Annotated in this window: 22 protein-coding genes; 8 read left to right on the plus strand and 14 right to left on the minus strand. The window is 65.2% G+C overall.

The features are described 5' to 3' along the window. Window positions 1-102: 102 nt before the first annotated feature. The 5 genes from BN3906_RS05030 (at window position 103) to BN3906_RS15010 (ending at window position 6482) form a co-directional block, all read left to right on the plus strand. Window positions 103-615: a nucleoside deaminase gene (locus BN3906_RS05030; protein WP_066584943.1), complete on the plus strand. Its 513-nt coding sequence runs from the start codon at window positions 103-105 to the stop codon at window positions 613-615. 83 nt (window positions 616-698) lie between these two features. After that, window positions 699-1874, plus strand: a complete 1176-nt coding sequence (locus tag BN3906_RS05035; protein WP_066584948.1) for a substrate-binding domain-containing protein — start codon at window positions 699-701, stop codon at window positions 1872-1874. After that, a complete protein-coding gene (locus tag BN3906_RS05040) occupies window positions 1871-3811 on the plus strand; it encodes a xanthine dehydrogenase molybdopterin binding subunit (RefSeq protein WP_066584957.1) in 1941 nt (646 codons plus the stop codon). Before BN3906_RS05035 ends, BN3906_RS05040 begins: the two co-directional genes overlap by 4 nt. Beyond that, window positions 3748-4524 carry a molybdopterin cofactor-binding domain-containing protein gene (locus BN3906_RS05045; protein WP_187119888.1) on the plus strand — a complete coding sequence of 259 codons (777 nt, stop codon included), beginning with the start codon at window positions 3748-3750 and terminating at the stop codon, window positions 4522-4524. The genes BN3906_RS05040 and BN3906_RS05045 overlap by 64 nt, the downstream gene beginning before the upstream one ends. 41 nt (window positions 4525-4565) lie before the next feature. After that, window positions 4566-6482: an ornithine cyclodeaminase family protein gene (locus BN3906_RS15010; protein WP_222705263.1), complete on the plus strand. Its 1917-nt coding sequence runs from the start codon at window positions 4566-4568 to the stop codon at window positions 6480-6482. Between the two features lie 3 nt (window positions 6483-6485). Here BN3906_RS15010 and BN3906_RS05060 read toward each other — a convergent pair whose 3' ends face one another. From BN3906_RS05060 to BN3906_RS05070, 3 genes are all read right to left on the minus strand, one after another. After that, complete coding sequence (locus BN3906_RS05060) at window positions 6486-7991, minus strand: purine-cytosine permease family protein (RefSeq protein ID WP_066584974.1); 1506 nt, start codon at window positions 7989-7991, stop codon at window positions 6486-6488. Between the two features lie 502 nt (window positions 7992-8493). Continuing rightward, window positions 8494-8871: a PH domain-containing protein gene (locus BN3906_RS05065; RefSeq protein ID WP_066584978.1), complete on the minus strand. Its 378-nt coding sequence runs from the start codon at window positions 8869-8871 to the stop codon at window positions 8494-8496. 19 nt (window positions 8872-8890) lie between these two features. Beyond that, the gene (locus tag BN3906_RS05070) at window positions 8891-10246 is read right to left on the minus strand and encodes a dicarboxylate/amino acid:cation symporter (RefSeq protein ID WP_078057134.1); all 1356 of its coding nucleotides are present in this window, start codon (window positions 10244-10246) and stop codon (window positions 8891-8893) included. Window positions 10247-10633: 387 nt separating this feature from the next. Between BN3906_RS05070 and BN3906_RS05080 the strand changes: the two genes are divergently transcribed. After that, window positions 10634-13264, plus strand: coding sequence for a leucine-rich repeat domain-containing protein (locus tag BN3906_RS05080; protein ID WP_187119889.1), 2631 nt, complete (start codon window positions 10634-10636; stop codon window positions 13262-13264). Between the two features lie 83 nt (window positions 13265-13347). On the opposite strand, the gene BN3906_RS05085 is transcribed toward BN3906_RS05080, so the two are convergent. From BN3906_RS05085 to BN3906_RS05125, 9 genes are all read right to left on the minus strand, one after another. Continuing rightward, complete coding sequence (locus BN3906_RS05085; protein WP_187119890.1) at window positions 13348-14349, minus strand: oxygenase MpaB family protein; 1002 nt, start codon at window positions 14347-14349, stop codon at window positions 13348-13350. 132 nt (window positions 14350-14481) lie between these two features. Next, a complete protein-coding gene (locus BN3906_RS05090) occupies window positions 14482-15243 on the minus strand; it encodes an ABC transporter ATP-binding protein (protein ID WP_066584990.1) in 762 nt (253 codons plus the stop codon). Continuing rightward, on the minus strand, window positions 15240-16160 hold the full coding sequence (locus BN3906_RS05095) for an ABC transporter permease (RefSeq protein WP_066584993.1): 921 nt from the start codon (window positions 16158-16160) through the stop codon (window positions 15240-15242). The genes BN3906_RS05090 and BN3906_RS05095 overlap by 4 nt, the downstream gene beginning before the upstream one ends. Then, window positions 16157-17161 (minus strand): ABC transporter substrate-binding protein, encoded by a 1005-nt coding sequence (locus BN3906_RS05100; protein ID WP_066585001.1) that lies wholly within the window; start codon window positions 17159-17161, stop codon window positions 16157-16159. The genes BN3906_RS05095 and BN3906_RS05100 overlap by 4 nt, the downstream gene beginning before the upstream one ends. A 17-nt stretch (window positions 17162-17178) precedes the next feature. After that, a complete protein-coding gene (locus BN3906_RS05105) occupies window positions 17179-17595 on the minus strand; it encodes a 4Fe-4S dicluster domain-containing protein (protein ID WP_078057136.1) in 417 nt (138 codons plus the stop codon). Beyond that, entirely contained in the window at window positions 17592-17924 is a 333-nt protein-coding gene (locus BN3906_RS05110) for a hypothetical protein (protein ID WP_066585004.1), read from the minus strand. The genes BN3906_RS05105 and BN3906_RS05110 overlap by 4 nt, the downstream gene beginning before the upstream one ends. 49 nt (window positions 17925-17973) lie before the next feature. Further along, on the minus strand, window positions 17974-18231 hold the full coding sequence (locus BN3906_RS05115) for a hypothetical protein (RefSeq protein WP_147592790.1): 258 nt from the start codon (window positions 18229-18231) through the stop codon (window positions 17974-17976). Continuing rightward, entirely contained in the window at window positions 18164-19441 is a 1278-nt protein-coding gene (locus BN3906_RS05120) for an FAD-dependent oxidoreductase (protein WP_078057137.1), read from the minus strand. The genes BN3906_RS05115 and BN3906_RS05120 overlap by 68 nt, the downstream gene beginning before the upstream one ends. 242 nt (window positions 19442-19683) lie before the next feature. After that, window positions 19684-20811 carry a hypothetical protein gene (locus BN3906_RS05125; RefSeq protein WP_066585010.1) on the minus strand — a complete coding sequence of 376 codons (1128 nt, stop codon included), beginning with the start codon at window positions 20809-20811 and terminating at the stop codon, window positions 19684-19686. Window positions 20812-21134: 323 nt separating this feature from the next. Here BN3906_RS05125 and BN3906_RS05130 point away from each other — a divergent pair, with 323 nt between their 5' ends. Together BN3906_RS05130 and BN3906_RS05135 are read left to right on the plus strand one after the other, a co-directional pair. Then, window positions 21135-21539: a GNAT family N-acetyltransferase gene (locus BN3906_RS05130; RefSeq protein ID WP_066586131.1), complete on the plus strand. Its 405-nt coding sequence runs from the start codon at window positions 21135-21137 to the stop codon at window positions 21537-21539. A gap of 58 nt (window positions 21540-21597) precedes the next feature. Continuing rightward, window positions 21598-22551: an SGNH/GDSL hydrolase family protein gene (locus BN3906_RS05135; protein WP_261796843.1), complete on the plus strand. Its 954-nt coding sequence runs from the start codon at window positions 21598-21600 to the stop codon at window positions 22549-22551. 21 nt (window positions 22552-22572) lie between these two features. On the opposite strand, the gene BN3906_RS05140 is transcribed toward BN3906_RS05135, so the two are convergent. Then, on the minus strand, window positions 22573-24042 hold the full coding sequence (locus tag BN3906_RS05140) for an NAD-dependent succinate-semialdehyde dehydrogenase (RefSeq protein WP_066585013.1): 1470 nt from the start codon (window positions 24040-24042) through the stop codon (window positions 22573-22575). Further along, a complete protein-coding gene (locus BN3906_RS05145) occupies window positions 24039-25607 on the minus strand; it encodes a hypothetical protein (RefSeq protein WP_066585016.1) in 1569 nt (522 codons plus the stop codon). Before BN3906_RS05145 ends, BN3906_RS05140 begins: the two co-directional genes overlap by 4 nt. Window positions 25608-25614: the final 7 nt, after the last annotated feature.

Raw genomic sequence — 25614 nt, forward strand, 5'->3', positions numbered from 1 at the left:
GGCACCGGGGGCCGCAGGCCGTCCGTCGCAGTGGTCATCCATCGGATCGGTCGATGGTTCCTCACTTCCCCTATCGCCGCAGCCGCCATACTGTGCCGGACCATGACGACCGCAACTGACGAGGGTGACTCCCTGCCCACAACCACCGACCTGCGCTTCCTCCGGGAAGCCATAGAACTGTCCGCCGCTTCGAAGGACCGGGGCAGTCACCCGTTCGCCGCGCTTGTCGTGGACCGTGACGGCCAGGTCATCTCCCGGAGGGGGAACAATTCCATGCCTCCGGAAGGTGACCCCACCCAGCATGCGGAGCTCACCGCCGCTGCCGCGGCCGCCAGGTCGCGACCTGCCGAGGACCTCGCGGACGCCACTCTCTACACCAGCGCGGAACCCTGTGCGATGTGCACGGGGGCCGTCTACTGGACGGGCATCGGACGGATCGTCTACGGCCTGTCGGAGAAACGTCTCGCCACCCTGACCGGTGCCGACCCGGAGAACCCCACCATGGATCTGCCGTGCCGGGAGGTCGCCGCCCGCGGACAGCGCCGTATCGAGATCATCGGACCGCTGCTCGAGGACGAGGCCGCTGAACCGCACAGTGGATTCTGGCGATCCTGACGCCCACCCCAGCTGACCAGCCCCCCTGACCAGCCCCTGACCAACCCCCGACCAGCCCCTGCGACCAACGAGAAGAGATCACCGTGAAAAACTTCCGCACCATCACCGCCGTCAGCCTCGCCGCATCCACCGCCGTCAGCCTCGGCGCCTGCAGTGACGGGGACAGTGCAGCACCCGCCTATGACGGGCAGATCGGCGCCACCGACCTGTCCGCGGTGTGCCCGTCGACCGTCACAGTCCAGGCAGACTGGTTCCCGGGTGCTGAGGAGGGCCTGCTCTACGAACTGCTCGACCCGTCGGGGGAGAGCAGCGACGCCATCACCGTCGACACGGACGCCAAGAAAGTCACCGGCCCGCTCGTCGACGGTGACCTCGGCTACACCGGGGTGAACGTCGAGATCCGCTCCGGTGGACCCGCCATCGGCAACCAGGCGGTGACCTCGCTGATGTACCAGGATCCGGACATCATGCTCGGCTACGTCAACATGGACTCCGCTGTGCAGCACTCCGCGGACATGCCCACGACCTCGGTCTTCTCCACCCTGGACATCAGCCCGCTGATGATCATGTGGGATCCGCAGACCTATCCGCAGGTGCATTCCATTGCCGACCTGAAGGACGCCGGGGCCGATGTCCTCTACTTCTCTGACGAGACGTACATGAAATACCTCACCGGTGCCGGAATCCTCGATGAATCGCAGACCGACTCCAGCTACGACGGCTCACCGTCGAACTTCGTCGCCGCGGGTGGGAAGAAGGCGCAGCAGGGCTTCTCCTCCAGTGAGCCCTACCAGTACGAGCACGAGGTCGAGGGATGGGACAGACCGGTGGACTACCAGCTTGTCCACGAGACCGGCTTCCAGACCTACAAGTCCACACTGGCGGTGAAGACCGACCAGCTCGACGAGCAGTCAGCCTGCCTGGAGAAACTGGTACCGGTGATCCAGCGCGCGCAGAAGAACTACATGACTTCACCGGAGGCGACCAACAGCTTCATCGTCGACACCGTCGGGAAGTTCAACGCCGGATGGATCTACAGCTCAGGCATAGCAGACTACGCGGTCACGATGATGCGGGACGAGAAACTCGTCGGCGACGGCACCGACGGCACTCTCGGATCATTCGACTCCGGCCGCTCGTCCCGGCTCATCGACCAGCTCACCCCCGTCTTCGCCGGCCAGGGCACACCCGTGAAGGAAGGACTGACCACGGATGACCTGTACACCAACCGGTTCCTCGACCCGGGCGTGTCACTGTGACCCTCGGTTCCGCGGACGTCCACGAAAGCGCGGTCGGTCATGTCACCGCAACCGCTCTGTACACCGATGACCTGCAGGGACGTCTCCGTGGCGTCCTCCAGGCGTGGCCGGTGACCTCCCCCCACACCCACGCCCGGATACTCGGGATCGACACGGCCGCGGCGTCCTCCATGCCCGGGGTTGTGCTGGTGCTCACCGCCGCCGACGTACCGGGGGTCAACGACGCCGGAACCCGCCACGACCAGCCCCTGTTTCCCGGGGGAGACGTGGAGGTCATGTTCCACAGTCAACCGGTCGCCTGGGTGCTCGCGGAAACCCTCGAACAGGCCAGGATCGCTGCCGCGGCGGTCGAGGTGGACTACCGGCCGTTGCCGTCCCTGGTCAGCATCACCGACGCGGTCGAGGCGGGCAGTTTCCACGGCGTGCAGCCGGTACTGCGCCGCGGAGACGTGGACACAGGGTTCGCCGCCGCGGACCACATCATCGACGGGGAGTTCGAGATCGGCGGACAGGAGCACTTCTACCTGGAGACCCAGACCTGCATCGCCTTGGTCGACGAGAGCGGGCAGGTGTTCATCCACGCCAGCATCCAGCACCCCAGCGAAATGCAGGACATCGTCGCCCATGTCCTCGGCGTCCCCGCCCATGCGGTGACCGTGCAGTGCCTGCGCATGGGAGGCGGTTTCGGCGGCAAGGAAATGCAGCACCACGGGTTCGCGGCCGTCGCGGCGATCGGAGCCGTACGCACCGGACGGCCGGTACGGGTGCGCCTGCCCCGGGCACTCGACATCGTGATGACAGGAAAACGGCACGGCTACCTGTTCACCTGGAAGGCAGGGTTCACCGATGACGGCCGGATCACCGCACTCGACGCGACCATGACCTCCGACGGGGGATGGTGCCTGGATCTGTCGGAGGCGGTGCTGGAACGGTCACTGTGCTCGGTCGACAATGCCTACCACCTGCCCCATGTGCGGGTACACGGCCGCATCACGAAGTGTCACAAAACCTCCCAGACCGCGTTCCGGGGGTTCGGAGCCCCGCAGGGCATGGTGCTCATCGAGGAGATCATGGGTCAGGCGTCCGCAGTACTCGGCCTGGACCCGGGGGTTGTCAGGCAACGGAACTTCTACCGGCCGGGGCAGACCACCCCCTACGGTCAGAAGGTGACCCAGGTGAACCGGCTGCGCGCCGCATGGGACCAGGTGAACAGGGACGCCGACCTGCAACGACGGCAGGCGGAGACCGCCGATTTCAACGCCTCCCATCCGGACCGTCGGCGGGGACTGGCGGTCGTCCCCGTCAAGTACGGCATCTCCTTCACCTACATGCCGTTGAACCAGGCCGGCGCCCTTGTGCTCGTCTACAAGGACGGATCGGTCCTGGTCAACCATGGTGGCACAGAGATGGGACAGGGACTGCACACGAAGATGCTGCAGGTCGCGGCGACTGCGCTCGGTGTCCCGCGGTCACTGGTGCGCATGGCCCCGACCCGGACGGACAAGGTCCCCAACACCTCGGCGACGGCGGCCAGTTCAGGGGCGGACCTCAACGGAGGTGCCGTCAAGGCGGCCTGCGACGAGATCATCGACCGGCTCCGGGGCGTCGCGGCGGACCTGCTGGGTTGCGGCGTCGACGAGGTGCGCTTCGGTGACGGCCGCGTCCGCGCCGACGGCGCGCCGACCGACGCCGCACACACCCTGACCTGGGAGGAGGTCGTGCAGGCCGCGTACCTGCGACGCGTGCAGCTGTCGGCGTCCGGCTTCTTCCGTACCCCCGGGATCAGCTGGGACGCCGGGAGTGTCACCGGGACACCGTTCCGCTACTTCGTCTACGGGGCGGCGGCGGCGGAAGTCGAGATCAGNTCGACGAGGTGCGCTTCGGTGACGGCCGCGTCCGCGCCGACGGCGCGCCGACCGACGCCGCACACACCCTGACCTGGGAGGAGGTCGTGCAGGCCGCGTACCTGCGACGCGTGCAGCTGTCGGCGTCCGGCTTCTTCCGTACCCCCGGGATCAGCTGGGACGCCGGGAGTGTCACCGGGACACCGTTCCGCTACTTCGTCTACGGGGCGGCGGCGGCGGAAGTCGAGATCAGCAGGTTCGACGGCTCCTGCACGGTACGTCGGGTGGACATCGTGCACGATGTCGGACAGTCCCTGGCACCGACTGTCGACCGGGGTCAGATCGAAGGGGGTTTCGTGCAGGGCACAGGCTGGCTCACCCTCGAGGACCTGCGCTGGGACTGCTCGGACGGGCCGGGGAGGGGGAGACTGCTGACCAGCTCCGCGGGAACCTACAAGATCCCGAGCCTGTCGGAGATGCCGGAACAGATCAACGTCCGCTTCCTTGAACAGGAGCCTGACCGGCAGGGTGTCGGAGGGGAGGGGCAGAGCGCTGTCTACGGATCGAAGGCAGTCGGGGAGCCGCCGTTCACACTCGCGCTGGCGGTACGTGAGGCACTGCGCGAGGCAGTGGCAGCCTTCGGGACGCCGATGCCCGGACCCACATGTCCGGCCCCCCGGCGTCCCCGCGTTGCCCTGGCACTTCCCTCCACACCGGAAGAACTGTTCTGGGCGGTGGAGCGTGTACGCGCCGCGGCGCAGAGTACTGCAGAAGCGGGGGACGCCGGTGTGCGGAACCTGGTGTGAACGGTGTCTCTGGCCGGGCTTTTCCGGTACAGATGGAGTACATGTCTCTCCCGTCTGTCACCGCCGACCAGATTCGCGCCAGAGTGTCCGTGAAAGATGCTGTCGAGGCGCTGGACGCAGCCCTGCAGACGGGTTTCGACCCGGCGACGTCGCCGGCCCGCTCAAACGTGCCGTTGACGCACGGTTCACTGCTGCTCATGCCGGCGGAGGCAGGGCGTTTCGTGGGGGTGAAGATCGCCTCTGTCGCCCCGGACAACCCGGCGGCAGGTCTACCGAAGATCCAGGGGACGTACCTGCTGATGTCCGCAGCGACACTGGAGCCTCTGGCTGTCCTGGACGGTGCGGCGCTGACCGAGATCAGGACCCCGGCCCTGTCCGCTCTCGGTGTGAAGTACCTGGCCCGGGAGGACGCCCCGTTGCGGGTCACACTGTTCGGCACCGGGCCACAGGCGTTCGGGCACATGGCCGCAGTCGCGTCGGTGCGTGAGATCGGGCGCGTTGCGGTCGTGGGACGGACGCCGGAGAAGTCTGATGAAATGGCTTCCCGACTGGTAGGAGTTGGTTTTGACGCCTACGCGTCCACCTCTTCCGAGTCTGTTCCTGACGCCGACCTGGTGCTGTGCTGCACCAGCGCCGCCCGGCCGTTGTTCCGGGGAGGGACTGTCCGCGACGACGCCGTGGTCGTCGCCATGGGGTCACACGAGCCCGATGTCAGGGAGGTGGACACGGCCCTGGTCGAGCGCGGTAGCGTGTATGTCGAGGACGTGGACACGGCCCTGCGCGAGGCCGGCGATATCGTCATGGCCCTCGGGGAGGGTGGGGTGACTGCCGATGATCTGCGGACTCTGCGTTCATTGGTGCTCGAGGGTCCGGCGCGCCCGGTTGACGGACGGAGAGCCCGGCCCTCTACAAGACAGTCGGCATGGGCTGGGAGGATCTTGTCGTCGCGGCACTGGCGTACCGGTCCTGAACTGGTCTGGCCTTCGTCCGGCCTGCTGCCGATCATCACCGGCTTTTCGAACAGTCGCTCACTGGTCGGGGGTAACCTGTCCCGCCCCCGGGCTACAGTTCGCATCATGACAATCATCACCCCTGACCTGCACTCTCTCGGCTTCGACGCCACCGACCGGGAGTCCCTAGTCCTCTCAGCGACCGAATTTGTCCGCAGCGCCGGCGCAACCAGTGGCCCCTCCGGGGGTGCGGGGGTCCCGCGTGACGGTGCACGCGACCGTGCATCCGGCGACTCCGGGTCCGTGGCAGTTCCGGCGTCCGGAGTACCCGCGTCATACCGCTGCTACGACGATCCCTCCGGGGCGAGGCTGCTGATGTGGGACAGACCGGCGGAGCCCAGTTCCGCGGGAGGCAGGACCACCGCGACGGTCGTGGGGCTGTACCCCGCCGAGGGTGCCCCGCTGCTGCCCGCCAGGCTGGTCCGTGTCCACGGTGAGGTCACGCACGTTGACCTGTACACCGCTGAGGGTGATGTCGTGGCGCGTTTCTTCGCCAGCTGTGATGACGCCCGCTCGGTCCCGGAGGCGAGGACCGTGGACGGGAGGCTGGACCTCTACGGGGAGATCAGTGTTCCGCAGGCTTCTGTGACCGCCGTGTCGGTGGACACCAACGTTTTCGTGGACGAGGCGTCCTTCCGGGCGGCGGCGCGGGAGGCCGGCGAGGTGCCGGTGGGACTGGTGTGCCCTTCCCTGTTCCGGGTGCACAGCACCGGGGATCCGGAGGACGCCGAACCCTGCGCACTCGTCAGTGGAGAGGTGCTCTCCAGTGAGCGGGTGACCAACAGTCTGACCGGGGTGGACTGGTACCGGACGGTGGTGGACGCCGCGGTTCCTCTCACCCTCGCCCTTCCCGCGGACCTGCCGGTGGCCCCGCTGGCCGGTACCTGGATCGCCGGGTACGTGAAGATGTGCGTCGGCACCGGTAACCGGGTCCGGGGAAAGCTGTAGTGCCTATTCGTCGATGACTGCCGGCACAGGCTCGCTCCGGGTCGGAACGAGGAAGGATCCGCGGTCGCTGTACGCGTAGTCCGGCTCCGGGAAGAGTAAGAGAAGGCCGGTGTAGAGAATGACAGCGCTGACCACCGCGACGACGAGACTGAGGTCCATCCCCCCGCCGAGGTCGGCGAAAGGGCCGACGATGATCGGCGGGAAGCTGGCGAACAGCAGGCCGAGAACGGATGCGAGCAGCCAGGCGCACATTGCCCGCCAGTTGACACCGTCACGGAACCAGTATCTGCCACCCTTCTTCCTCTGGTTGAACACCTGGACGGCATCGGCGTCGATGAAGCCGCGGCGGAACACATAACCCAGGGTCATGATCACGATCCAGGGAGTCGTCGTCACCAGGATCGCCCCGACGAAAGCGTTGACGACCTCGAGGAGGTCGAAGAACAGGCGTCCGGTGACAATGAAGAGGAAGGCCACCGCACCGAGGCCGATGGTGGACTGGACCCTGCTGAATCGGGGGAACACCGAGGAGAAGTCCAGCCCGGTGCCGTAGAGCGCGGTAGTGCCGGTGGACATTCCGCCGATGAAGGCGACGACGATGAGAAGTGCGGCATACCAGCCCGGAGAAACCTGGATGAGCGCGACGACGTAGTCTTCCTCGCCGAAGACGAGGGTTGCCGTAGCGACACCGAAGAGGAAGGGGACGAGTGTGAGCCCCTGGGCCAGGAACGTCGCCCCGATGATCTTTCTCTGCGGGGTGTCTGCAGGGATGTAACGGGACCAGTCGCCGAGAAAGGCGCCGAAAGAGATCGGGTTGCTCATCGCGACAAGGGCGGCGGCGACGAAAGTCGGCCAGAAGGATCCCAGGGCGTAGGCGTCCGGCCCCGGGCTGTAGGAGGGGTCGAAGGATCCCGCGAAAGCGACGAAGGCGAGGAGCATGAGGACGGTGTTCGTGATGACCGCGATCTTGTTCACCATCAGCATGAACTGGTAGCCGTAGGTCACCACGACAATGACGGTGAAGCCGATGGCAGCGTAGATCGCCGTGCGCAGTCCGGTGGAGTCACTGACGTCCGTGATCCGGGTCAGGGCGCCGACGATGGCGTCACCGCCGACCCACACGGATATCGAGTAGAACGCGACGGCGGTGAGGAAGGACAGCAGTGATCCTGCGATGCGTCCTTTAACACCCAGAATCGCCCCAGATGACACTGCGTTGTTGGTGCCGGTCCGTGGACCGTAGAGGCCCATGGGCGCCAGCACTGCGGTGCCGACGGCCACACCCAGGACGACTGCAGCAACCGCCTGCCAGAATGACAGGCCCAGGGATACGGCGACGCTGCCGAACAGGGCGGTGGCGAAGGTGTTGGCACCGCCGAACTGCATCCGCATCAGGTCGAACCATCCGGAAGTGCGGTCCTCGTGGGGGATGGTGGCGATACCGTGGGTCTCAATTTTCGTGGTCTTCGGTGCGGCGTTGAGCACCACACCGGGCTCGGGGGAGGACATGGTGTTCCTTCAGAGGTCGGCGGGGACTCCTGCCCGGTGAAAGGCAGGATCAGGGGTGGTGGGGAAGAGGCGGCCGTCGCCGCATAAGTTGTTCAGGAGACTACTTATGGTGTTCTGCGCGGAACACGAATGATGCTAGACGGTAGGTCCTCCGGCTGACAGACCGAAGACGGAAAGTTAACCGGGAGGAAATGACGGACTTCTCACGGGTTCTGCCGGCGGCCCACCCCGTTCACCTCACCCGCCCCCACCTGCCCGGGGCGTAGCCCGGTCGGTGTGCCCGGTCGGCCCCCCGCCCCCAGTTATACTAGAGCCGGCCGCACCCCCCTTCGCCCCGAGGGCGGGAGGAGAGCGCGGGTCTACCCCCCGAAAAACGGGGGCAAAGAAGAGAAAGGGAGCCGGGCCCCCCGCCGGCCCGGTCGGCCCCCCGCCGGCCACCTCGTCCTCCGGAGCATCTCTGCTCTGACCCCGCCCTGAAGAAGAAAACCCCGGTCGGAACGGGTCAGCGGTCGGTCAGAAGGATCTGCGCGATGAGATTGTCTATCCGCCTGACGTCGACCTGCTTGCCGAGACTGATCTTGATCTTCCCCGCACGGGTCCACAGTTCGAGTTCTGCGGTGAAGTCCAGTGTTCCCGCGTTCTCGGTCGACCACATGTTGATCGCCGAGTACGGAAGTGAGTACATCTCGACTTTCTTCCCACGGATCCCCTGGGCGTCACGCACGATCAGGCGCCGGTCGGTGAAGACGGCGGAATCCCGGAAAGTCTTGTACGCGGCCACGGGCTGCTCCCCGGGTACCAGGAGCGGGCCGATGTCGTCAGGAATAGGAACCTCCGACTGAAAAAGCCAGGAGGTGATTACGTCCAGTTCAGCTGCCATGGGTGCACGCTATCATGCTTCACCGGTCTGCCGGTTCCTCCGTGACGGCCCTGCGGCCGTAGAACACGTCGTGGTCGATCTCGTTGTCGGACCGTGCGACCAGCATCGCCACGAAGGTGTCACCGTTGACGTTGAGGAAAGTCCTCAGGATCCCGGTGAACCAGTCCACCGCGATGAGCAGTCCCACTGCCTCGACCGGAAGGTCGAGTGAGGCGGCGAGGAACATCGCCACGACGGGGAAACCGCCCGGAACGGTGATGGTGCCCATGTTGAGCATGATGGACAGGAATACGCCGAGCACGATCTGTCCTGCACTGAGCTGCACATTTCCCGCCTGGGCCAGGAACATGACAACGATCATGTAGTTGAGCACCGCCCCGTAGGAGCCCATCGTCAGACCGATGGAGAGGGTGAAGTTGGCGACGCGACGGCTCACCCCGACCTTCTCCACCGTGTTCCGCAGCACGGTGGGGAAGGTCACCGCGGAACTTGTCGTCGTCACCGCGATGACCGTCTGCTCGGCGAGCTTGCCGCACAACTTCAGCACGTTGAGACGGGTCCGTGCCCACACGACCAGCAGGAACAGGGCCAGGAGAATGAGGACGCCGAGAGCAGTGACCCCCAGGTAGGACAGAGCGGACGTGACCACCGACAGTCCCTGCTCACCGGTGAGGGACGCCAGTAGACAGAAAACTCCGACCGGTGCGGTGTACATGACGTACCGGATCATCACCAGGACCACGTTCTGGATCCCCTCGAACAGCCCGAGAAGTGTCCTGTTGCCGGTCGCCGACATCCAGGAGTTCAGTGCGATACCGAACAGGAGGGAGAACACGATGACGGGCAGCATGTCCGCGTTCGCCATCGCCTCGACGATGTTGGTGGACACGAAGTTCAGGAGGGTCTCCTGCCAGCCGCCGGCCTGGTCCGCCTCCTGCCTGAGCGAGGGGTCCAGCTCGCCGTCGAAGACCATGCCCTGGCCGGGACGGAAAACCCCTGCCAGCGCCCACGCGAGAACGGCGGCGACCGCGGAGAACCCGAGCATCCAGCCGAAGGTACGCGCAGCGAGTCGCCCGGTCCCGGTGCCTGTCATCGACCCGGTGGCGACAATGACGGACACCATGACCAGGGGAACGATCGACATCTGGATGAGCCTGATGAACATGTCGCCGATGAACTTCAGGTTCGCGGCCCAGTCGCCGAGGACCAGACCGGCGACGACCCCCAGGACCGCGGCCAGGCCGATGAGTACCGCGGGATGTCTGAATGCGAGACGGAGGCGTCCCGGCCCTGTCGTCCCGATACGCTGCGGTACGGGGCGGGAGGTCTCCGGTGGTGCGAGCGGAATCTTTCCGTTGTCATTTTCTGGACTCATGTCCCGGAACCCTAGATTCTCCGGGTTTCACCGTGTTGCAGGTCAGTGTCGCCCCGGTAACGGGATGATCCCGCATGTCACTGTGTACGGCCGCACACCAGCGGAGACCCTGCTGTACTAGAGCGCTGCCGAACTCACTTCGCACCCGACACCGGAAGAGCTGCCCGGTCATATCCCCTGAAAATCGGGGCAATACTGAGCATGGTTAAACCGTCAATACGCTGATAAAACTAAGGCGCCAGTTACACTGCTCGGACGCTCCTGCCGTATGTACTGCGGGCGGGACGGGTTCAGCTCCGGTTCTGACGACCAACCATCATCACTGACCATTCAACCCGCCTCATGCCGGGGATCTCGGAACCTCGAATCATGGGCGAGCGAGGAAACATGAAAGAGCTTCAGAGACACCTCAAATCCGCGACAGTCTTAGCTGCCGCATTGATTGCCTCCCTGTCGTTGTCCGCGTGTGATCCGGTCACAGGATCTCTGGGATCATCCTCGGGCTCCTGGGGCTCATCAGGCTCTTCGGGAGGGGGAGGAGAAAACCCAACCCCCCCGACCGCAGAACCGTCAACCACAGAGAGCCCAGAGACACCGACTGAACCTGATCCCACGGATCCGGAACCCGGGGAAGAGACCCCGCCAGACTATGACCCGACAGCGGACGGAAACCCCGCGACTGATCTCCCTCCGGCCGCGGGCGATCCTGATACGCTGACAGTGAATCCCGAAGCGAGGAAAGGCTCGGAAGAAGAATCGACAGCGATCCTGGACACTCAGGACGCCGAGGACCCCTACGGTACGAAATCAGTTCCAGCGGAGACCGTCTCGGCCTCCTCACTGACACCCGGAACAGTCCTGTCATTCCTGCCCACGGAGGAACTTCCCCATGGGGCTCTCGTGAAAGTGACAGCGGTTGAAGACGACCGGGATCATCCCGGGCACAAGAAGGTCACCACGGAAAAAGCGGAACTGACCGACGTCATCACCGAGACCGCCGGTCTGACGGAGCTTCCCAGTCAAATCACTGTGAACAGTCTGACCCCCGGTGAGGGAGTTGAGGTGACCGACGGAGCCTACGGGGGAGCGGATCCTGATGGTAATAGTCCCAGGATCGTAGCCAGAACTTTCGGACCTCAGATGGAGATCAGTCCGACATTCGTCGATAAGCATTTCACCGCTGACCTGAAAGGAAATCTGCCCGGTGTAGAGGCAGCGAATGTCGGTGGCAGCGTTCGGATCAGTTCACTGATGCGCATCAATGTGTCTGCAGGGTTGACCGGTGTCAAGGTCGAAGAGGCGGGCGCAGAACTCAAAGCAGTGGCGGAAGCACACATGGATTTCGAGGCGATGAAAGCCTTCTCTTCCGGGTTCTCCAAGGACTTGTTCACGATGAACTACAGTCAGACCTTTATGGCTGGTCCGGTTCCCATTGTCTTCGTGGTGGAGGCGAAGCTTCCTTTGGAGGTATTCTTGTCCTCCTCTGGCTCATTCCGTTATCAGCCGAAGATTGAGACAGGAATAAAAGTCGGCCTGTGGCATGACGGTGGGACGACCAAACCCGTTATGGACAGATGGTTCAATTCATCAAATCTCGACCACATGAACTTCAAGGCAGGATTTGATTCCGACGTCGCAGTGTCTCCGCAGTTCAATGCCAGCCTCTACGACAGCATCGGAATCAACGGTGGGGGGAAGCTCTCAGGAAAATTCGAGATGACCACTTCGGAGGATAACCCCACGCAGTGCAGCTTCACCGCCTCATCCTCCCACAATTTCGCCCTGCGAGCGGGCCTCTTCGGATGGGCGAGGACTCTCAGAGGAACCGATGACGAGCTGGGGCGGTGGGACAACCTCTGCGGTGGATCAGACATCAGTGAACCTGACCCGGTGGAGTTCGACCCGGACTCGGTTGTACCGCGGGGAGGTTTCAGGAATTGGTTGAACAGGTACCAGTTCAACCGTGCCAATGACCTGGATCATCCGATTTCGCAGTCAGAGATGGAGCAGGTGTGGGTAATCGATAACCGTTTCGAAGGAGGTGGCGGAGACCTGGATGGTCTGCAGTATGCCAAGAACCTCAGCTATTTACACTGGAACGGTGACAACACTTCCGAGTTTAGAATTCCCGATCTGTCCGGATTGTCAAAACTGACTACTATTCAATTGTTTGGGGAATTTCGAAACATACCGGCAGGTGCAGGGAATTTCCCGGCACTGAAGGACATCCTACTTAATCCTAATACTGAGGTGAATTTGCCGGGAGAACTGTTCGCTGGCGGACGTGTGGAGGTACTGAAGTTGTCCGCCGACAGGATAGAAATACCCGAGAATATCAACAACTCACCCTTGCAGGAGATTGATCTTAGTGCCGTAGATATTTCCGACCTTCCCGAGACGTTCGGTTCCCTGTCATCACTCAGGAAACTCAGTATAAATAGTGATGAATACGGACTGGAGAATCTTCCTGAAAGTTTCGGTAATCTCTACTCTCTTCAAGAGCTGAAGTTGAGTTATGCGGGAATTTCTAGACTGCCGGACAGCTTCGGAAACCTTTATAATCTGCGTGATTTGAATATCAGTAATCTCTGTAATCTCGGAGAGCTTCCGTCGAGCTTCGGGAAGTTGCGAAATCTTGAGTCTCTCAGCATTCTGAATACCGGCATCAAGTCTTTGCCGGAAAACTTCGGAGAACTGAGTAAGCTTCAGGATGTGATAATAAAGAATCATACCGGACTTTCTTTGGATGGTGACTGGTCAGGGCTTACCTCGTTGAGAAATATGGATATCAGCAACAATGTTCTGACGTCTGTCCCTGACTCTATCCAGCATATGCCGGCGCTTGAATCGCTGGATATCAGTAGCAATCCGATTAGAAATCTTCCCTCTTTCCTTGGGGATATGGCAAGGAAGGAGAACGGTAAGCTATATGGTCTCAATCTGAGAAACACTCCGGTTACGGAAGATGATCCTGTGGTCCAAGATCTCCGGGATGCTGGTACAGAGGTATCTTTCTAGTCGGGTGATCCGTGGGAGACTTCACGGGGTGACCCTCTGACCCCGGTAGCCCCATTTGTCGGCTCCCTGGTGCTTACGGCAGGTCACATGCCGGCTCCGTGCATGGGGCAGCCCCGCCCCGGCTGCAGGCCTTCGGCGACGGTGAACCTGTGGCCTTCGCCTGCCGCGGCGACTTTCGCGTAGCGGGGGTCGGAGGAGGTGTCGTGCTGGTAACCCATCCTGGAGATGTCAGGATCGTCGCCCATCCGGCTGAAGTCCCTGACCCAGGTGGAGGAGAGGTTCACCGGTCGGACCGGTTCGGTCAACCGCACGACCGTGGCGACGGCTCTCATGGCCTTGTCGACCAGCACAGGGACCCGGGGTGCGTCGAGATGGTCGCGTGCGCTGACCGGCAGGCCGGCGGTGAGGACCGGGCCCGCGAGGAAGCGGAGCGGTCGGGGGAAGTACTTTTCGAAGCCCCGGATCTGTCCCCGGTAGATCTCGACTCCCTCGCTGCTGCGCGCCCCGTGCTTCTCCTCGAAGGCGAGGATCCAGGGTTCGACCTCCCCGTAGCTGTCCCATATCCCGCGGATGCCCATCCTGGTGCCGATGGCTTTCCAGAGGTGGTAGCGGGCCTGGTGTTCCCGGTCGGTGAAGTAGTCGGGGAGCCCCAGGTCCCTGGCCCACCGTTCGGGCTCGTACATCATCAGCCCGAGGATGTGGAGCTGGAGCTGGTTGCCGACACCGCGGACGTCGTGGTGGATCTGCTGGATCCGGTCGGCGAGTTCCTGGAGTTCCGGACTGTGCGGGCCGTAGCGGTGGAGCAGGCCGAAGAAGGTCATCGTGTCCCTGTCCCTGTTGACGGGGGCGTGGAGGTAGCCGGCGCCCCGGTGTACCGCCCTGGCTTCCGCCGGGTGTGTGGTGCCCCGTGCGAATCCTGAGGTGTAGGCCATGTGGGAGAACAACGGGGGAGTCATCACCTCGAGGGAGATGTGGGTGATCTCGGCGCAGTCCTGCTCCGGGTCCAGGTCGTCGATGAGGCGGCGGGCCTGCCGGACCGTGAGGGTCCGGTTGGCCCAGAGTTCGGGGTGTCTCTGCTGGAACACGGCTTTCTCCATCGTCGGTGGGTGCCGCCGTCGGCGGCTTTCTGTAGCGGTCACTACAGGTTTGACGATGTAGCCTACGTCACATTCCGGGTGCCGTCAAGGTTCGGAAACGAAATAAGGTGGGGACCCGCCTCAGCGTCCGTCCCCGGCGTCCACCCCGATCTCCTCGCTCACCCCCAGCTCACCGAGCAGGCTGCCCCGGAGTTCACTGAAGCCGGGGAGGGAGCGGGACCGTCGGCGTCCGAAAGGAACCCGGTACTCCGCACCGATCCCACCGTCACGCAGGACCAGAATCCGGTCGGCCAGAAGGATCGCCTCATCGACGTCATGTGTGACCAGCAGCACCGACGGATTGTGCCTGCCGTGCAGAGCCGCGACGAGGGACTGGATCTTCAGTCTGGTCAGTGCGTCCAGCGCCCCGAAAGGCTCATCGAGCAGGAGCAGTTCAGGGGACCGGATCAGGGCCCTCGCCAGGGCCACACGCTGAGCCTCGCCACCGGACAGCGATGTCGGCCAGGCGTCCCCGAACCCTTCCAGTCCCACCTCCGAGAGGATGGCGGACGCCTGTCTGCGACGCTCCCGGCGCCCGCCCGGAATGCCGACGGTGATGTTGTCCCACACCTTCCGTCCTCTGACCAGTCGTGGTTCCTGGAACACGATCGTCCTGTTCGGCCTGGTCAGCACAGTGCCGGAGTCCGCGGTCTCCAGCCCGGCGAGGATGCGGAGAATCGTCGACTTCCCGCCGCCGGAACGGCCCAGCAGGGCGACGAACTCGCCCTGCTCCACCGTGAACGAGACTCCGTCGAGAATGCGGCGTCCCCCGAAACTCCGGGTGACCCCGTCAACGATGACGGAGGTGCGCGTCTCCGCCGCCGTCTGTGTCACAGTGCTCATCTGCGTGGCTCCCGGGAGAACTTGTAGGGCATGGTCACACGCTCGAGCACCCGCACCACAGTGTCCGCGAGCAGGCCCGCGGCGGCGTAGATGACGATGCAGGCGACCACGATGTCAGTCTGGAAGTACTGCTGGGCCGATGTCATGAGGAAACCGAGCCCGGTCTGGGTGTTGGACAGTTCCGCGACGACCAGTGCCCCGAGCGCAGCCGTCATGGCGATCCGGAACCCGAGAAGAATCTGCGGCAGCGCCTCGGGGATGACCACCGTCCACACCAGCTGCCGGTGGCCCAGCCCGTAGGCGCGGCCGGCCTCGATGAGGCGGGAGTCCACGTGCCGGACCCCGAGGTGGGTGTTGATGTACGTCGGGATACCGGACGCCAGGGAGATGATGATGATCTTGGGCAGTTCATCGATGCCGAACCAGATGATCAGCAGCGGAGTGATCGCCAGGACAGGGATCGTGCGGACAATCTGCACGGTCGGATCGATGAGCTGGTCACCGAGGCGGAACAGTCCCGAGACGATTCCGAGGACCAGGCCCACTGAGATGCCCGTGACAAGTCCCACCGCGACACGCCTCAACGACACCGACATGTTCTCCCACAGTTCCCCCGTCCGGGCCAGTTCGGCGAATGCATGCCCCACCTCCCAGGGAGCAGGGAACTGCTGGGAGGTGACCGCTCCGCTCGCGGACGCCGCGACCCACAGGATCACGAGCACCACGGGGCCGCTGGCCCGGAGCACCAGGTTCAGCCACCACGGCTGTCTGCGTCTGGTACGTACCGTGGGCGGGACAAGTCCGGTCCCTGTCCTGTCTCCACCGTCAGACGGGGGCAGGGACGTGCCGGCTGCCGTAGTGGCTTCTCCGCCACCGGTGCCGGTGGCGTCCCGGTGCCCCTGCAGTGAGACACTCATGAGTTCACCCATTCATTGACGTCGAAGCCGTTCTTCACGATGCCCTGGTCCAGCAGGAACGCCAGGGAACTCTCCAGGGTGCGCACACCGTCCGGATCGATTCTCTCGTCGCTGTACTGCCAGGTGCTGGAGACCCGGACGGACTCGACGGACACCTTCTGTGCATCTGCGGCCCACGCCACATATTTGTCCAGGTCCTTCCGGATCTCCGCGATGCCCGCCTTCTCGACCTCCCAGTACGCCTCGGTGATCTCCGGGTGGTCCCGGCGGAAGTCGTCGGTGGTCACGGCGACATTGGTGGACAGCAGGTCAGGATCGTCGACCTCCGCCTTCGACGCCACCGTGAAGTCGTTGTTCTCCAGCCAGACGGCCGCCACGTTCGCAGGGACCGCCACAGCGCTGATGCTTCCCTTCTGCAGGGCGGGCAGGGCGTCAGCGAAGAGAAGGTTGACCAGGTTGTTCTCGTCCAGGGCGCCGTGGCGGTCCAGGGCGGCGCGACCGTATCGGTCGAAGTTGGAGCCGAACTGCAGGCCCACCTTCTTCCCCTTCAGCTTGTCGATGCTGTCGAGGGCCGGATCGTTGGTGAGGAACCAGATCCCGGACGCCGGCTTCTTGACCAGCACCGGACTGATCGTCTGCCCGTTGCCGCGGGCCTGGACCGCAGGAACGTCGCCGATGGAACCGACAGTGACGTCCCCGCTCTGCAGTGCCTGGACCACGGGCGGGCCGTTGTTGAACCCGACGTAGCGTTCGAACTCGAAGCCGTGCTTCTCGAGGATCGGTTCGGCCAGTCCCAGGGACTCGGCGTACCCGAAGGGGCCGGTGTCACGGGGTGTGGACCCTGCGCCGCCGTTCCACGGGAAGCCGACGGTGACCGGGGTGAGCCCGGTGCTGTCGTCGTCGGCGTCGGCACCTCCGCAGGCGGTGACGCCTGCGATCAGGGTGAGTCCGGCCAGGACGCCGGTGAGCCGGCGGAAGGTGGTTGAAACAGTTGATCTCACGGGTATCTCTTCTCTCGTCAGAGTGCAGTCGTGTGTGTGGAGGGGCCGGCGGTGGAGCGTGCGGTCGCCTGTGACGTCGAACGTGACGGCGAACGTGACGTGGTCCCGGTGCCCCGGCCCTGCCGGGGCGGTCCGCCGGAGGCGCGGCTCCAACCGACGGCCCTGCGGTGCAGGCCGAGGAAACCCTCACTGCGCAGGTGTTCCAGGTCATCCTCCCCTCCGTCGCCGGGAACCAGCCGGTCAGCGGTGCGCGAAGGGTCGACGAACATGGCGTCCGCGGGGCAGTAGGCCTCGCACTGGAAGCAGGTCTGGCACTGGTCCTTGTCCGCGATGACCGGGAATCCGTCCGGGCGGAGGGTGAACACGTTCATCGGACAGATCTGGGCGCACAGGCCGCAGCTGGTGCAGCGGTCCGGGTCGATGACTTCGATCATGCCGGCACCCCCACCCTGGTCTTACCGGACGGCTGTCGGTGGACCCGGGGCCGGTGCACCCCTGAGACCAGCAGTCTGTAGGTCGCCTCCGGGTCGGTCTGCGGATGGTCGACCCGGAAGTGCATGGCCCGGGACTCCCGCCGCTCCAGGGCGGACAGGGTCGCCCAACGGCCCATCGCGGCCATTCCCGCCACCTCCCGTAGCCGGTACTCGTCGACGGGGGACCGCGGCGAGGCGTCCCGCAGCAGGTCCCAGACACGGTCCAGTTCCCCGAGCATGGACGCCAGACGGTCCTCGGAGCGGAAGACAGCGTTGGTCAGGGGCAACATCTGGGCCCGGATTCTCCCGGTGAGTTCACGCCAGTCCGGCGTCCTGCCGTCATCGTGTCCGACGGACGTGGTGGCGATACTGCCGAGACCGGCCGCGTGCCGGCGGATCCCGCGGGGTGAACTCTGTCTCTTCTACACCTCCTGATGTGTATAAGAGGCAGTCCCAGTACGCCTCGGTGATCTCCGGGTGGTCCCGGCGGGAGTCGTCGGTGGTCACGGCGACATTGGCGGACAGCAGGTCAGGATCCGCGACCTCCGCCTTCGCCGCCACCGCGGAGGCGTTGTTCTCCAGCCAGGCGGCAGCCACGCACGGCCCAGGAGAGGTTCGGGCCGCCGGCCCCGGTGGCGGCGCCGGTGATACGGTCCCGGGCGGCCACATCCCCGGCAGCATAGAGACCGGGGAGACCCACCGCACAGGTGGTGTCGTCGACGCGGACACCGCCGGTGCCCCGGACCGTGCCCTCGTGAACCCAGTCGATGGGGAAACGCTCGGTGAAAGGGTTGATCCCGAGCTTGTCGACGACCGCGAAGAAATTCGGCATGTTCTCCCGCGCGGTCGCACGCTGTGCGGGGGCGAACTGGGAGAACCTGGCGTAGACGGTGCCCTTCACGCTGTGCTCGAGCAGGGGGACCCGCGAATAGTGCAGGTCATCGTAGTGGATCGGGGTGCCGTCCCCGGTCCAGTACTCCGCCTTGATGAAGTAGCCGTTCTTGTCCATCGAGGTACCGAAGGGCACCATGCCCTGGAAGTTCGAGTACTCCATCGCCGCCAGGTCGGCGCCCGCCTCGGCGGCCATGAGCTGACCGTCCCCGGTGTTCGTGTCACCGCCGAGGGAGTGGCTGCGCCATGTCGTTCCACCGGTGGCGAGCACCACCGCGTGGGCGTGCACGGTCCAGTTCCTGCCGGCGCGGACCTGCAGGCCCCTGGCGCCGACCACGGCGTCACGGTTGTCGGTGACGAGCAGTTCCACCGCGGGGCTGTGGTCGAGGACCGTCACGCCGGCCTTCTTCACCTGACCACGGAGAAATCGCAGGTAGTCGGGTGCGGGGCCCCGGAAGTAGGGTGCCCCGGAGGGGTTGTCCGTGGTGAGGTCGAGGCTCGGTTGGCGCCGGTTCCGGTCCACCCGGTCCCAGCCCATCGCGGGGAGGGTGCTGATCTGTGCCCAGGTCTCGTCGAGCACGGCGTCCACCCAGACACGGTCAGACTGTCCACCGCCGGTGGCGTTCTTGATCCGGAAGGTCTCGTCCCGCAGCGGAGAACCGGGGGGAGTCAGCCAGTGACCTACCCCGGACGTCGCCGCGACCCCGCTGGCACCGCAGTATCCCTTGTCGACGAGGGTGACGCCCAGGCCTTCGCCGGCGGAGGTGCGTGCGGCGTTGAGTGCCGCCCAGGTGGCTGCGGGTCCGCCGCCGATGACGAGCACTCCGGTGATGATCTCGAGATGGTCCGCGTCATCGCGGACAACTGTGGGGGACGGTGCCCGGGTGACCGGGGACCGTGGAGAACGTGCGTTCATAAGGATGCTCACTGTAGACAGAGCTGTCTGCGGTGATGAAATGAACGATTCTGTGCGAATGAAAGTGCTCCCCAGGTGACGCTGTCACCCCACCGGGAAGAACGGGGAGGAGGTCACCGCTCGTCCAGCTGCGCCTCCAGCCAGCTGACCGTCTGCATGCCGAACAGGTCGGTGCCCCACCCGTAGAGGTCGGTGACCAGTCGGGTCATGGAACAGTCCGGGGGGTTTCGGGATTTTTCCGGTCACAACTTCACCACGGTGACTGACGGCCTGTCGTCCGGCCCGTCGCCGTCGACCTGTACTCCCCGTGCTCCGGCGGTGTGGGGAAGGATGTACACGAGTTTCCGGCGGCTCTGCCTGCGTCCCCAGGGTTGCCGACGCCAGTGGCCGCGTACCCACCACCGTCGCACGGCAGGGCCGTGACCGGGACCCCCGGAGTACTCCCGCAGCGACGGGGAAAGCCTGTAGACCCTGACCTGGACCTGCTGCCGGGTGGTGGCGGACCGGCGGGGTCGGTGGCGGGACTCTGTCTGCATCGCACGTTCTGCACGTTCTGCCGGTTCTGCTGCGGAGGTGCCGACCGGGACGCGGACGTGGGTGTGGACCGGCTCTCCGGGGGCCAGGACGTCCCTCTGCCGCAGCAGCGCCCAGGTGGCGCCGAGGACGCGGAGCAGGCGGGCGTGAAGGTCGCAGTGCACGGTCAGGGCGGTGGCCTCCAGGGCCTCCGGTCCCGTGGACTTCCGTGACCACCCCAGGCTCCCGGGCGGGACGGACACGGAGCCGTCGGCGTTGACGGTGTCCGACAGACCGACGGTGAGGTTGAGGACGTCGGTGAGTGGTGAAGACAGTTCCTGTTCGGGTGGCACGGTGACGTGCGGGGCGTACCTGTGCAGGGCTCCGGCGAGAGAGTCGTAGAGTGCCGCGTCATGCGGGGTCCGGGCGCCGCGACGCAGTGACAGCGCGTGGACGGTGACCTGCCCGTCGTGGATCTGCCAGCCGACGGCGTCGACGGTGAGTTCGCGGACCCTGCCTCCGTCCGGATCCGGGTAGGTCACCACCTCTTTCTCGAAGGCGATGATGCCGTGGGGTGCCGGTACCAGTTCCTCGGGCGACCATGCCGGTAGACCGGGGGCGGTGGTGTGCAGAAGTGCGCAGACCTCGGCGTCCATCCAGTACAGGGGGCAGTCGGTAATGAGCCCCGTGATCATCGACTCTCTCACCCCCGCCTGGTGGAACGACGGTGGTGGGAGGGTGGGCGTCCTGCCCGCATGTCCGGTGGTGAACGCCTGCTGCATGAGACGGGTGCGTGCTGCGGTGGCCGCTCCGAAGCGGCTGACGAGGTGGGGGAGATCGTGGGGTGTCCAGGCCATCGGGGAACTCCAGATGTAGTCAGATGATTACGTACTGCACTGTCAGATGATTCTTACCCCGTACGTCCGGTGAGTCTGCTTCCGCAGTTGCAGGCACTTAGCATCGGGACCGGAGATCTCGTGGGGGAGGCTGCGGGGGCGTGGTGGTGCCCGGGGGTTGCGGAGACCGCGGCAGAAGGGGTTTTGTGGAGTGACCGTTCCATGATCGTGGGAACGGGTGCCCGGCCGGTACGCGCACGGACTACAGTGACAGTGAGTGTTCTTTGAGGAATGCATCCGGTCAGGCAGGGACCGACAGCACAGAACAGGATGAGGACGCCACCATGAGCGAGACGAACAGCAGCGACGGCACGGGTTCCGGGAACGGACAGCTCACCGACCGTACCGGGGCCCCGGTCGAGGTCCGCCTGCTTCCTGACGGCGAGACCTACGGTCTGTTCTTCCCCGGTGACAGTGAACCCGTCGGCCGGGCGCACTTCCTCGACCGCACCGGTGCCGACGGAGTCGCCGAAAGAGTGTTCCACCACACAGTGGTCGGTGAAGAATTCGGCGGCAGGGGACTTGCCGGTGTCCTCGTCTCCAGAGCCCTCGATGAGGCCCGGGACCGGGGACTCCGGGTGGTGCCGGTCTGCTCCTATGTCGCCGGATGGATCAGAAAGAACAACTGGGACGGTCCCGTCGCACCGGTGACCGACGAGGTCGAGGACTGGGTCGCTGACCAGGCGTAGCAGGGCCGACCGGTGGTGGGCCGACCGGTGGTGGGCAGACCGGTGGTGGGCCAGACTGGTGGCCGCCGGACTGGCCGCTGCCACCGTCACCTCCTGCGGGCAGGCGGACCGGTCTCAGGATTCCGGGACCGGTGGCGCGGTGGTCTCTGACGGGGCCGGTGCACAGTCAGAGGTGGGAAGCATCGCGGATGTCGTCTCTGACGCGGTCTTCTTCGGCGACAGTCTCACCGACGCCGGCACCTCCGGTACCCGGTTCACGACAATGCCGGGACTGGTGTGGTCCCAGATCCTGGCCCGGGACCTGGGGCTGTCCACCGCGCCGGCGGTCGACGGTGGACCCAACTACGCCGAGGGCGGCGCCCGGGTCACCGCGTCCACTGACGGAGGCCCCCTCCCGGTCGCCGGGCAGCTTGACCGGTACCTGTCGGAGCACGGGTCATTCTTCCCGGACCAGCTGGTCACCCTGTTCATCGGCACAAATGACGTCCTCGCCGGAAACACCGCCGGAAACACCGCCGCTGCCGACACGGCCGTTTCCGCCGCAGCGGACGCCGAAGTCGGACAGGTCTCCCGAATTCTCGGGGCGGGGGCGGAACACGTCCTCGTGTTCACGGTGTTCGACCTCGCCTACACGCCGCTGTTCGGTGGTGCCGGCACTGCCGGGCAGGAGAAAGTCAGGGCGCTGGTCTCCGCCTACAACGACAGACTGCTGCACGGGCTGGAGGAACAGTTCCCGGGTGATCCGAGGGTGGGGGTCTTCGACACCCGGGCCCTCGTCGACGGGTTCGTCGGTGCACCGGGGGCCCACGGTTTCGCCCACGGCGGAAGCGTCGACGCCTGCGCGGTACCCGGGGCGTCCTCCTGCGACAGCGGTTCACTGGTCGCACCCCACGCCGACCAGAGCTACATCTTCGCCGGGGGAGTCCATCTGACCACGAGGACCAATGAGCTGCTCGCAGAGCAGGTCACGGCCCGGGTCAGGGATCTGTGGGGGCGGAGGCCGGGCGGGTAACGCCCGGCCCGGTCATTTCGGTCAGACGGCGTAGGGGTCGCGCTGACCGATGTACTGGACGGTCGAGTACTCCTCGATGCCCTCGGCAGCGCCCTCGCGGCCCAGACCGGACTGCTTGACACCGCCGAACGGTGCGGCCGCATTGGAGATGACACCGGAGTTGTATCCCATGAGACCGAACTCGAGGCCGTCCGCCATGCGGTACATCCGGGCGGCGTCGCCGGTGAACACGTAGGACGCCAGACCGTACTCGGTGTCATTGCCCAGGGCGATCGCCTCGGCCTCGTCACTGAAGGTGAACACCGGGGCGATCGGACCGAAGATCTCCTCGCGGAAGACCCGGGCGTCCTTCGGGGCGTCGACAATGACCGTCGGGGCGAAGAAGTGCCCCGCGCCCTCGACTGGAGTGCCGCCCACGATGGCCCGGCCACCCCTGTCCACGGCGTCGGTGACGAGAGACTCGAGGTTGGCCACGGCCTTGGCCTCGACCATCGGTCCCACGTTCACACCGTCGTCGAGACCGTTGCCGATCTTCAGGGCGGCGATCTTCTCCGCGAACTTCGCGGTGAACTCCTCCGCGATGCCCTCCTGCACGAGGATACGGTTGCCGGCGGTGCAGGCCTCTCCACCGTTGCGCATCTTCGCGGCCAGGGCACCCTCGACAGCGACGTCGATGTCAGCGTCGTCGAAGACGATGACCGGGGCATTGCCGCCGAGCTCCATGGAGGTCCGCAGCACATTGTCGGCGGCAGCCTTCAGCAGGGTGACACCGACGGCGGTCGAACCGGTGAAGGAGACCTTGCGCAGACGGTGGTCCGCCATGAGCGGGGTGGAGATCCCGGAGGCGGACTTCGAGGACACGATGTTGAGGACACCTGCGGGCAGGCCGGCGTCCAGCATGGTCTGGGCGAAGTACTGCGCAGTCAGGGGGGTGAGCTTCGCCGGCTTGAGGACCATGGTGCAGCCTGCGGCGACGGCGGGGGCGACCTTGCGGGTCGCCATCGCCAGCGGGAAGTTCCAGGGGGTGATCAGCAGGCAGGGGCCGACCGGCTTGTGGCGGGTGGTCATCTGCAGGGTGCCCTCCGGAACCACGGTGTGGCGTCCGTAGTGGCGGACAGTCTCCTCGGCGAACCAGCGGAGGTACTCCGCACCGTAGGTCACCTCGCCCCGGGCCTCCGCCAGGGGCTTGCCCATCTCCAGGGTCATCAGCGTGGCGAAAGTCTCGGCACGCTCGGTGACCAGTTCGAAGGCCCTGCGCAGGATCTCGGAGCGGAACCTCGGGGAGGTCCGTGCCCACTCCTCCTGGGCGGCGACCGCGGCGTCGAGGGCGGCCACGGCGTCCTCACCTGTGGCGGAGGCGAGGGTGGCGAGCTTCTCCTCGGTGGCGGGGTTCTCGACGTCGAAGGTCGCGCCGTCGGAGGAGTCACGCCACCGGCCGTTGATGAGCAGGCCGGTGGGGACCTTGGCGAGGACGGCGGAGATGTCTGTCATTGCTTGTCCTTATCTGTGAAATCTGTGGGATAGATGGAACTCTGTGAACTGTCCGGACCACCGGAGTCCGGTGTCGTGGAGTCCGGTGTCGTGGAGTGGACCTGAACGGTCTGCTTCCCGGCCTCAACAGTAGGCGCAGCGGCGGCGACGGGGGAGACACCGGGGGCGTCGAAACCGTCCTTCTCCGCCCACCCGATCGTGTCCTCCGGGGACGCTTTGCCGGCCGGTGCCTCGGTGAAAACACCGTCGTTCTCGCCGCGGAAGAAATCCCGGGCGAAGAATATGAGGCACAGCAGGATGCCGGCGACGAATCCCCAGCTGGCACCCTTGGTGGCGAGGACCGCGGCGATCACACCGGCGATCCCCAGCTCGGTGCGGGACCTGGCCTCGAGAAGACCGACCCGGATGGACACGAAGCCCTGGATGAGCAGGGTCAGTGCGAGGGCGACACCGAGGACCGGCTGCATGAGCGAGACGATCGGCAGCAGCCACAGTCCGGTGTTCGTCCCCCAGCGGAAGGATCCGACACCGCTGAAGATCGACTGCATCGACTTCCGGCCCTTCTTGTACCTCTCGACGGTGGTCACGGTCATCGCCGCCCACAACGGGCCGCACATGGCGGTGTCCGGACCGAAGATGCTCATGAAGGTGTTGCGGAAACCGACGATGAGGTGCGAGCGGTTCTCGCTGTACTCGATCTTCTGGTCGGTGCGCACCTCATTGGCCTCGTCGAGGATGGCCCGGGCCTGGATCACCTCGCCGAAGACGACGATGTAGGTCGCCAGGGCGGTCGGAACGGCGGTGAGGAACATGGAGGCGGGCGGGAAGCCCACACCGAAGACGGTGTACTCGCTGTACAGGGTGGCGAAGTCGGGGGTGCTGAAGCCCCATTCGATGCTGGGCCAGGACGCCTCACCGAACAGGGGGGCGACGATCACCGCGGACAGCATCGCCGGGAGAATTCCCAGGTTGCCCACGAACCGGGCCCACCGGTAGTGCAGCTGCCAGCGCTGGAACATCTTCGAGTACAGCAGGAAGAACGCGAAACCGACACAGATGGTGATGGCCCACGGGAACTGCTCGAACCTGCCGCCTTCCGTGAACAGTCCCTGGATCGCCGCAAGTCCGGCTCCGACGACGATGCCGGCACGCATCGCGTTCGGTACGACCCGGACCACCTTCGCGGCCAGTCCGGTGGCACCGAGGAACAGACAGAACACGCCCAGCACTATCTGGAAGGCCACGAGCGCGTGGACACGGTCGTCCATGTCGTAGTCCTGCAGGTAGAGCATCAGCAGGGGGATCGCCGGGGTGATCCAGCCGGGGACGACGGGGTCGCCGAGCAGATGGTGGAGCAGGTAGAGCAGTCCGTTGAGGACGACGATCGACAGGGCTGCCTCGAAAGGCATGCCGAGCAGTTCGGTCATCAGCGGGATGGCGCTGAGGTCGACAGCGCACATGATGAGACCCTGGGTGTAGTCCTGCCACTCGAAGCGGTAGTGGACACCGGGAAGGTTGACGGAGAAGGGCCCGACCTTCCAGGGCCTTGCGAAGTTACGTGACATCGGGGTC

The organism is Corynebacterium provencense (assembly GCA_900049755.1).
Taxonomy (GTDB): Bacteria; Actinomycetota; Actinomycetes; order Mycobacteriales; family Mycobacteriaceae; genus Corynebacterium; species Corynebacterium neomassiliense.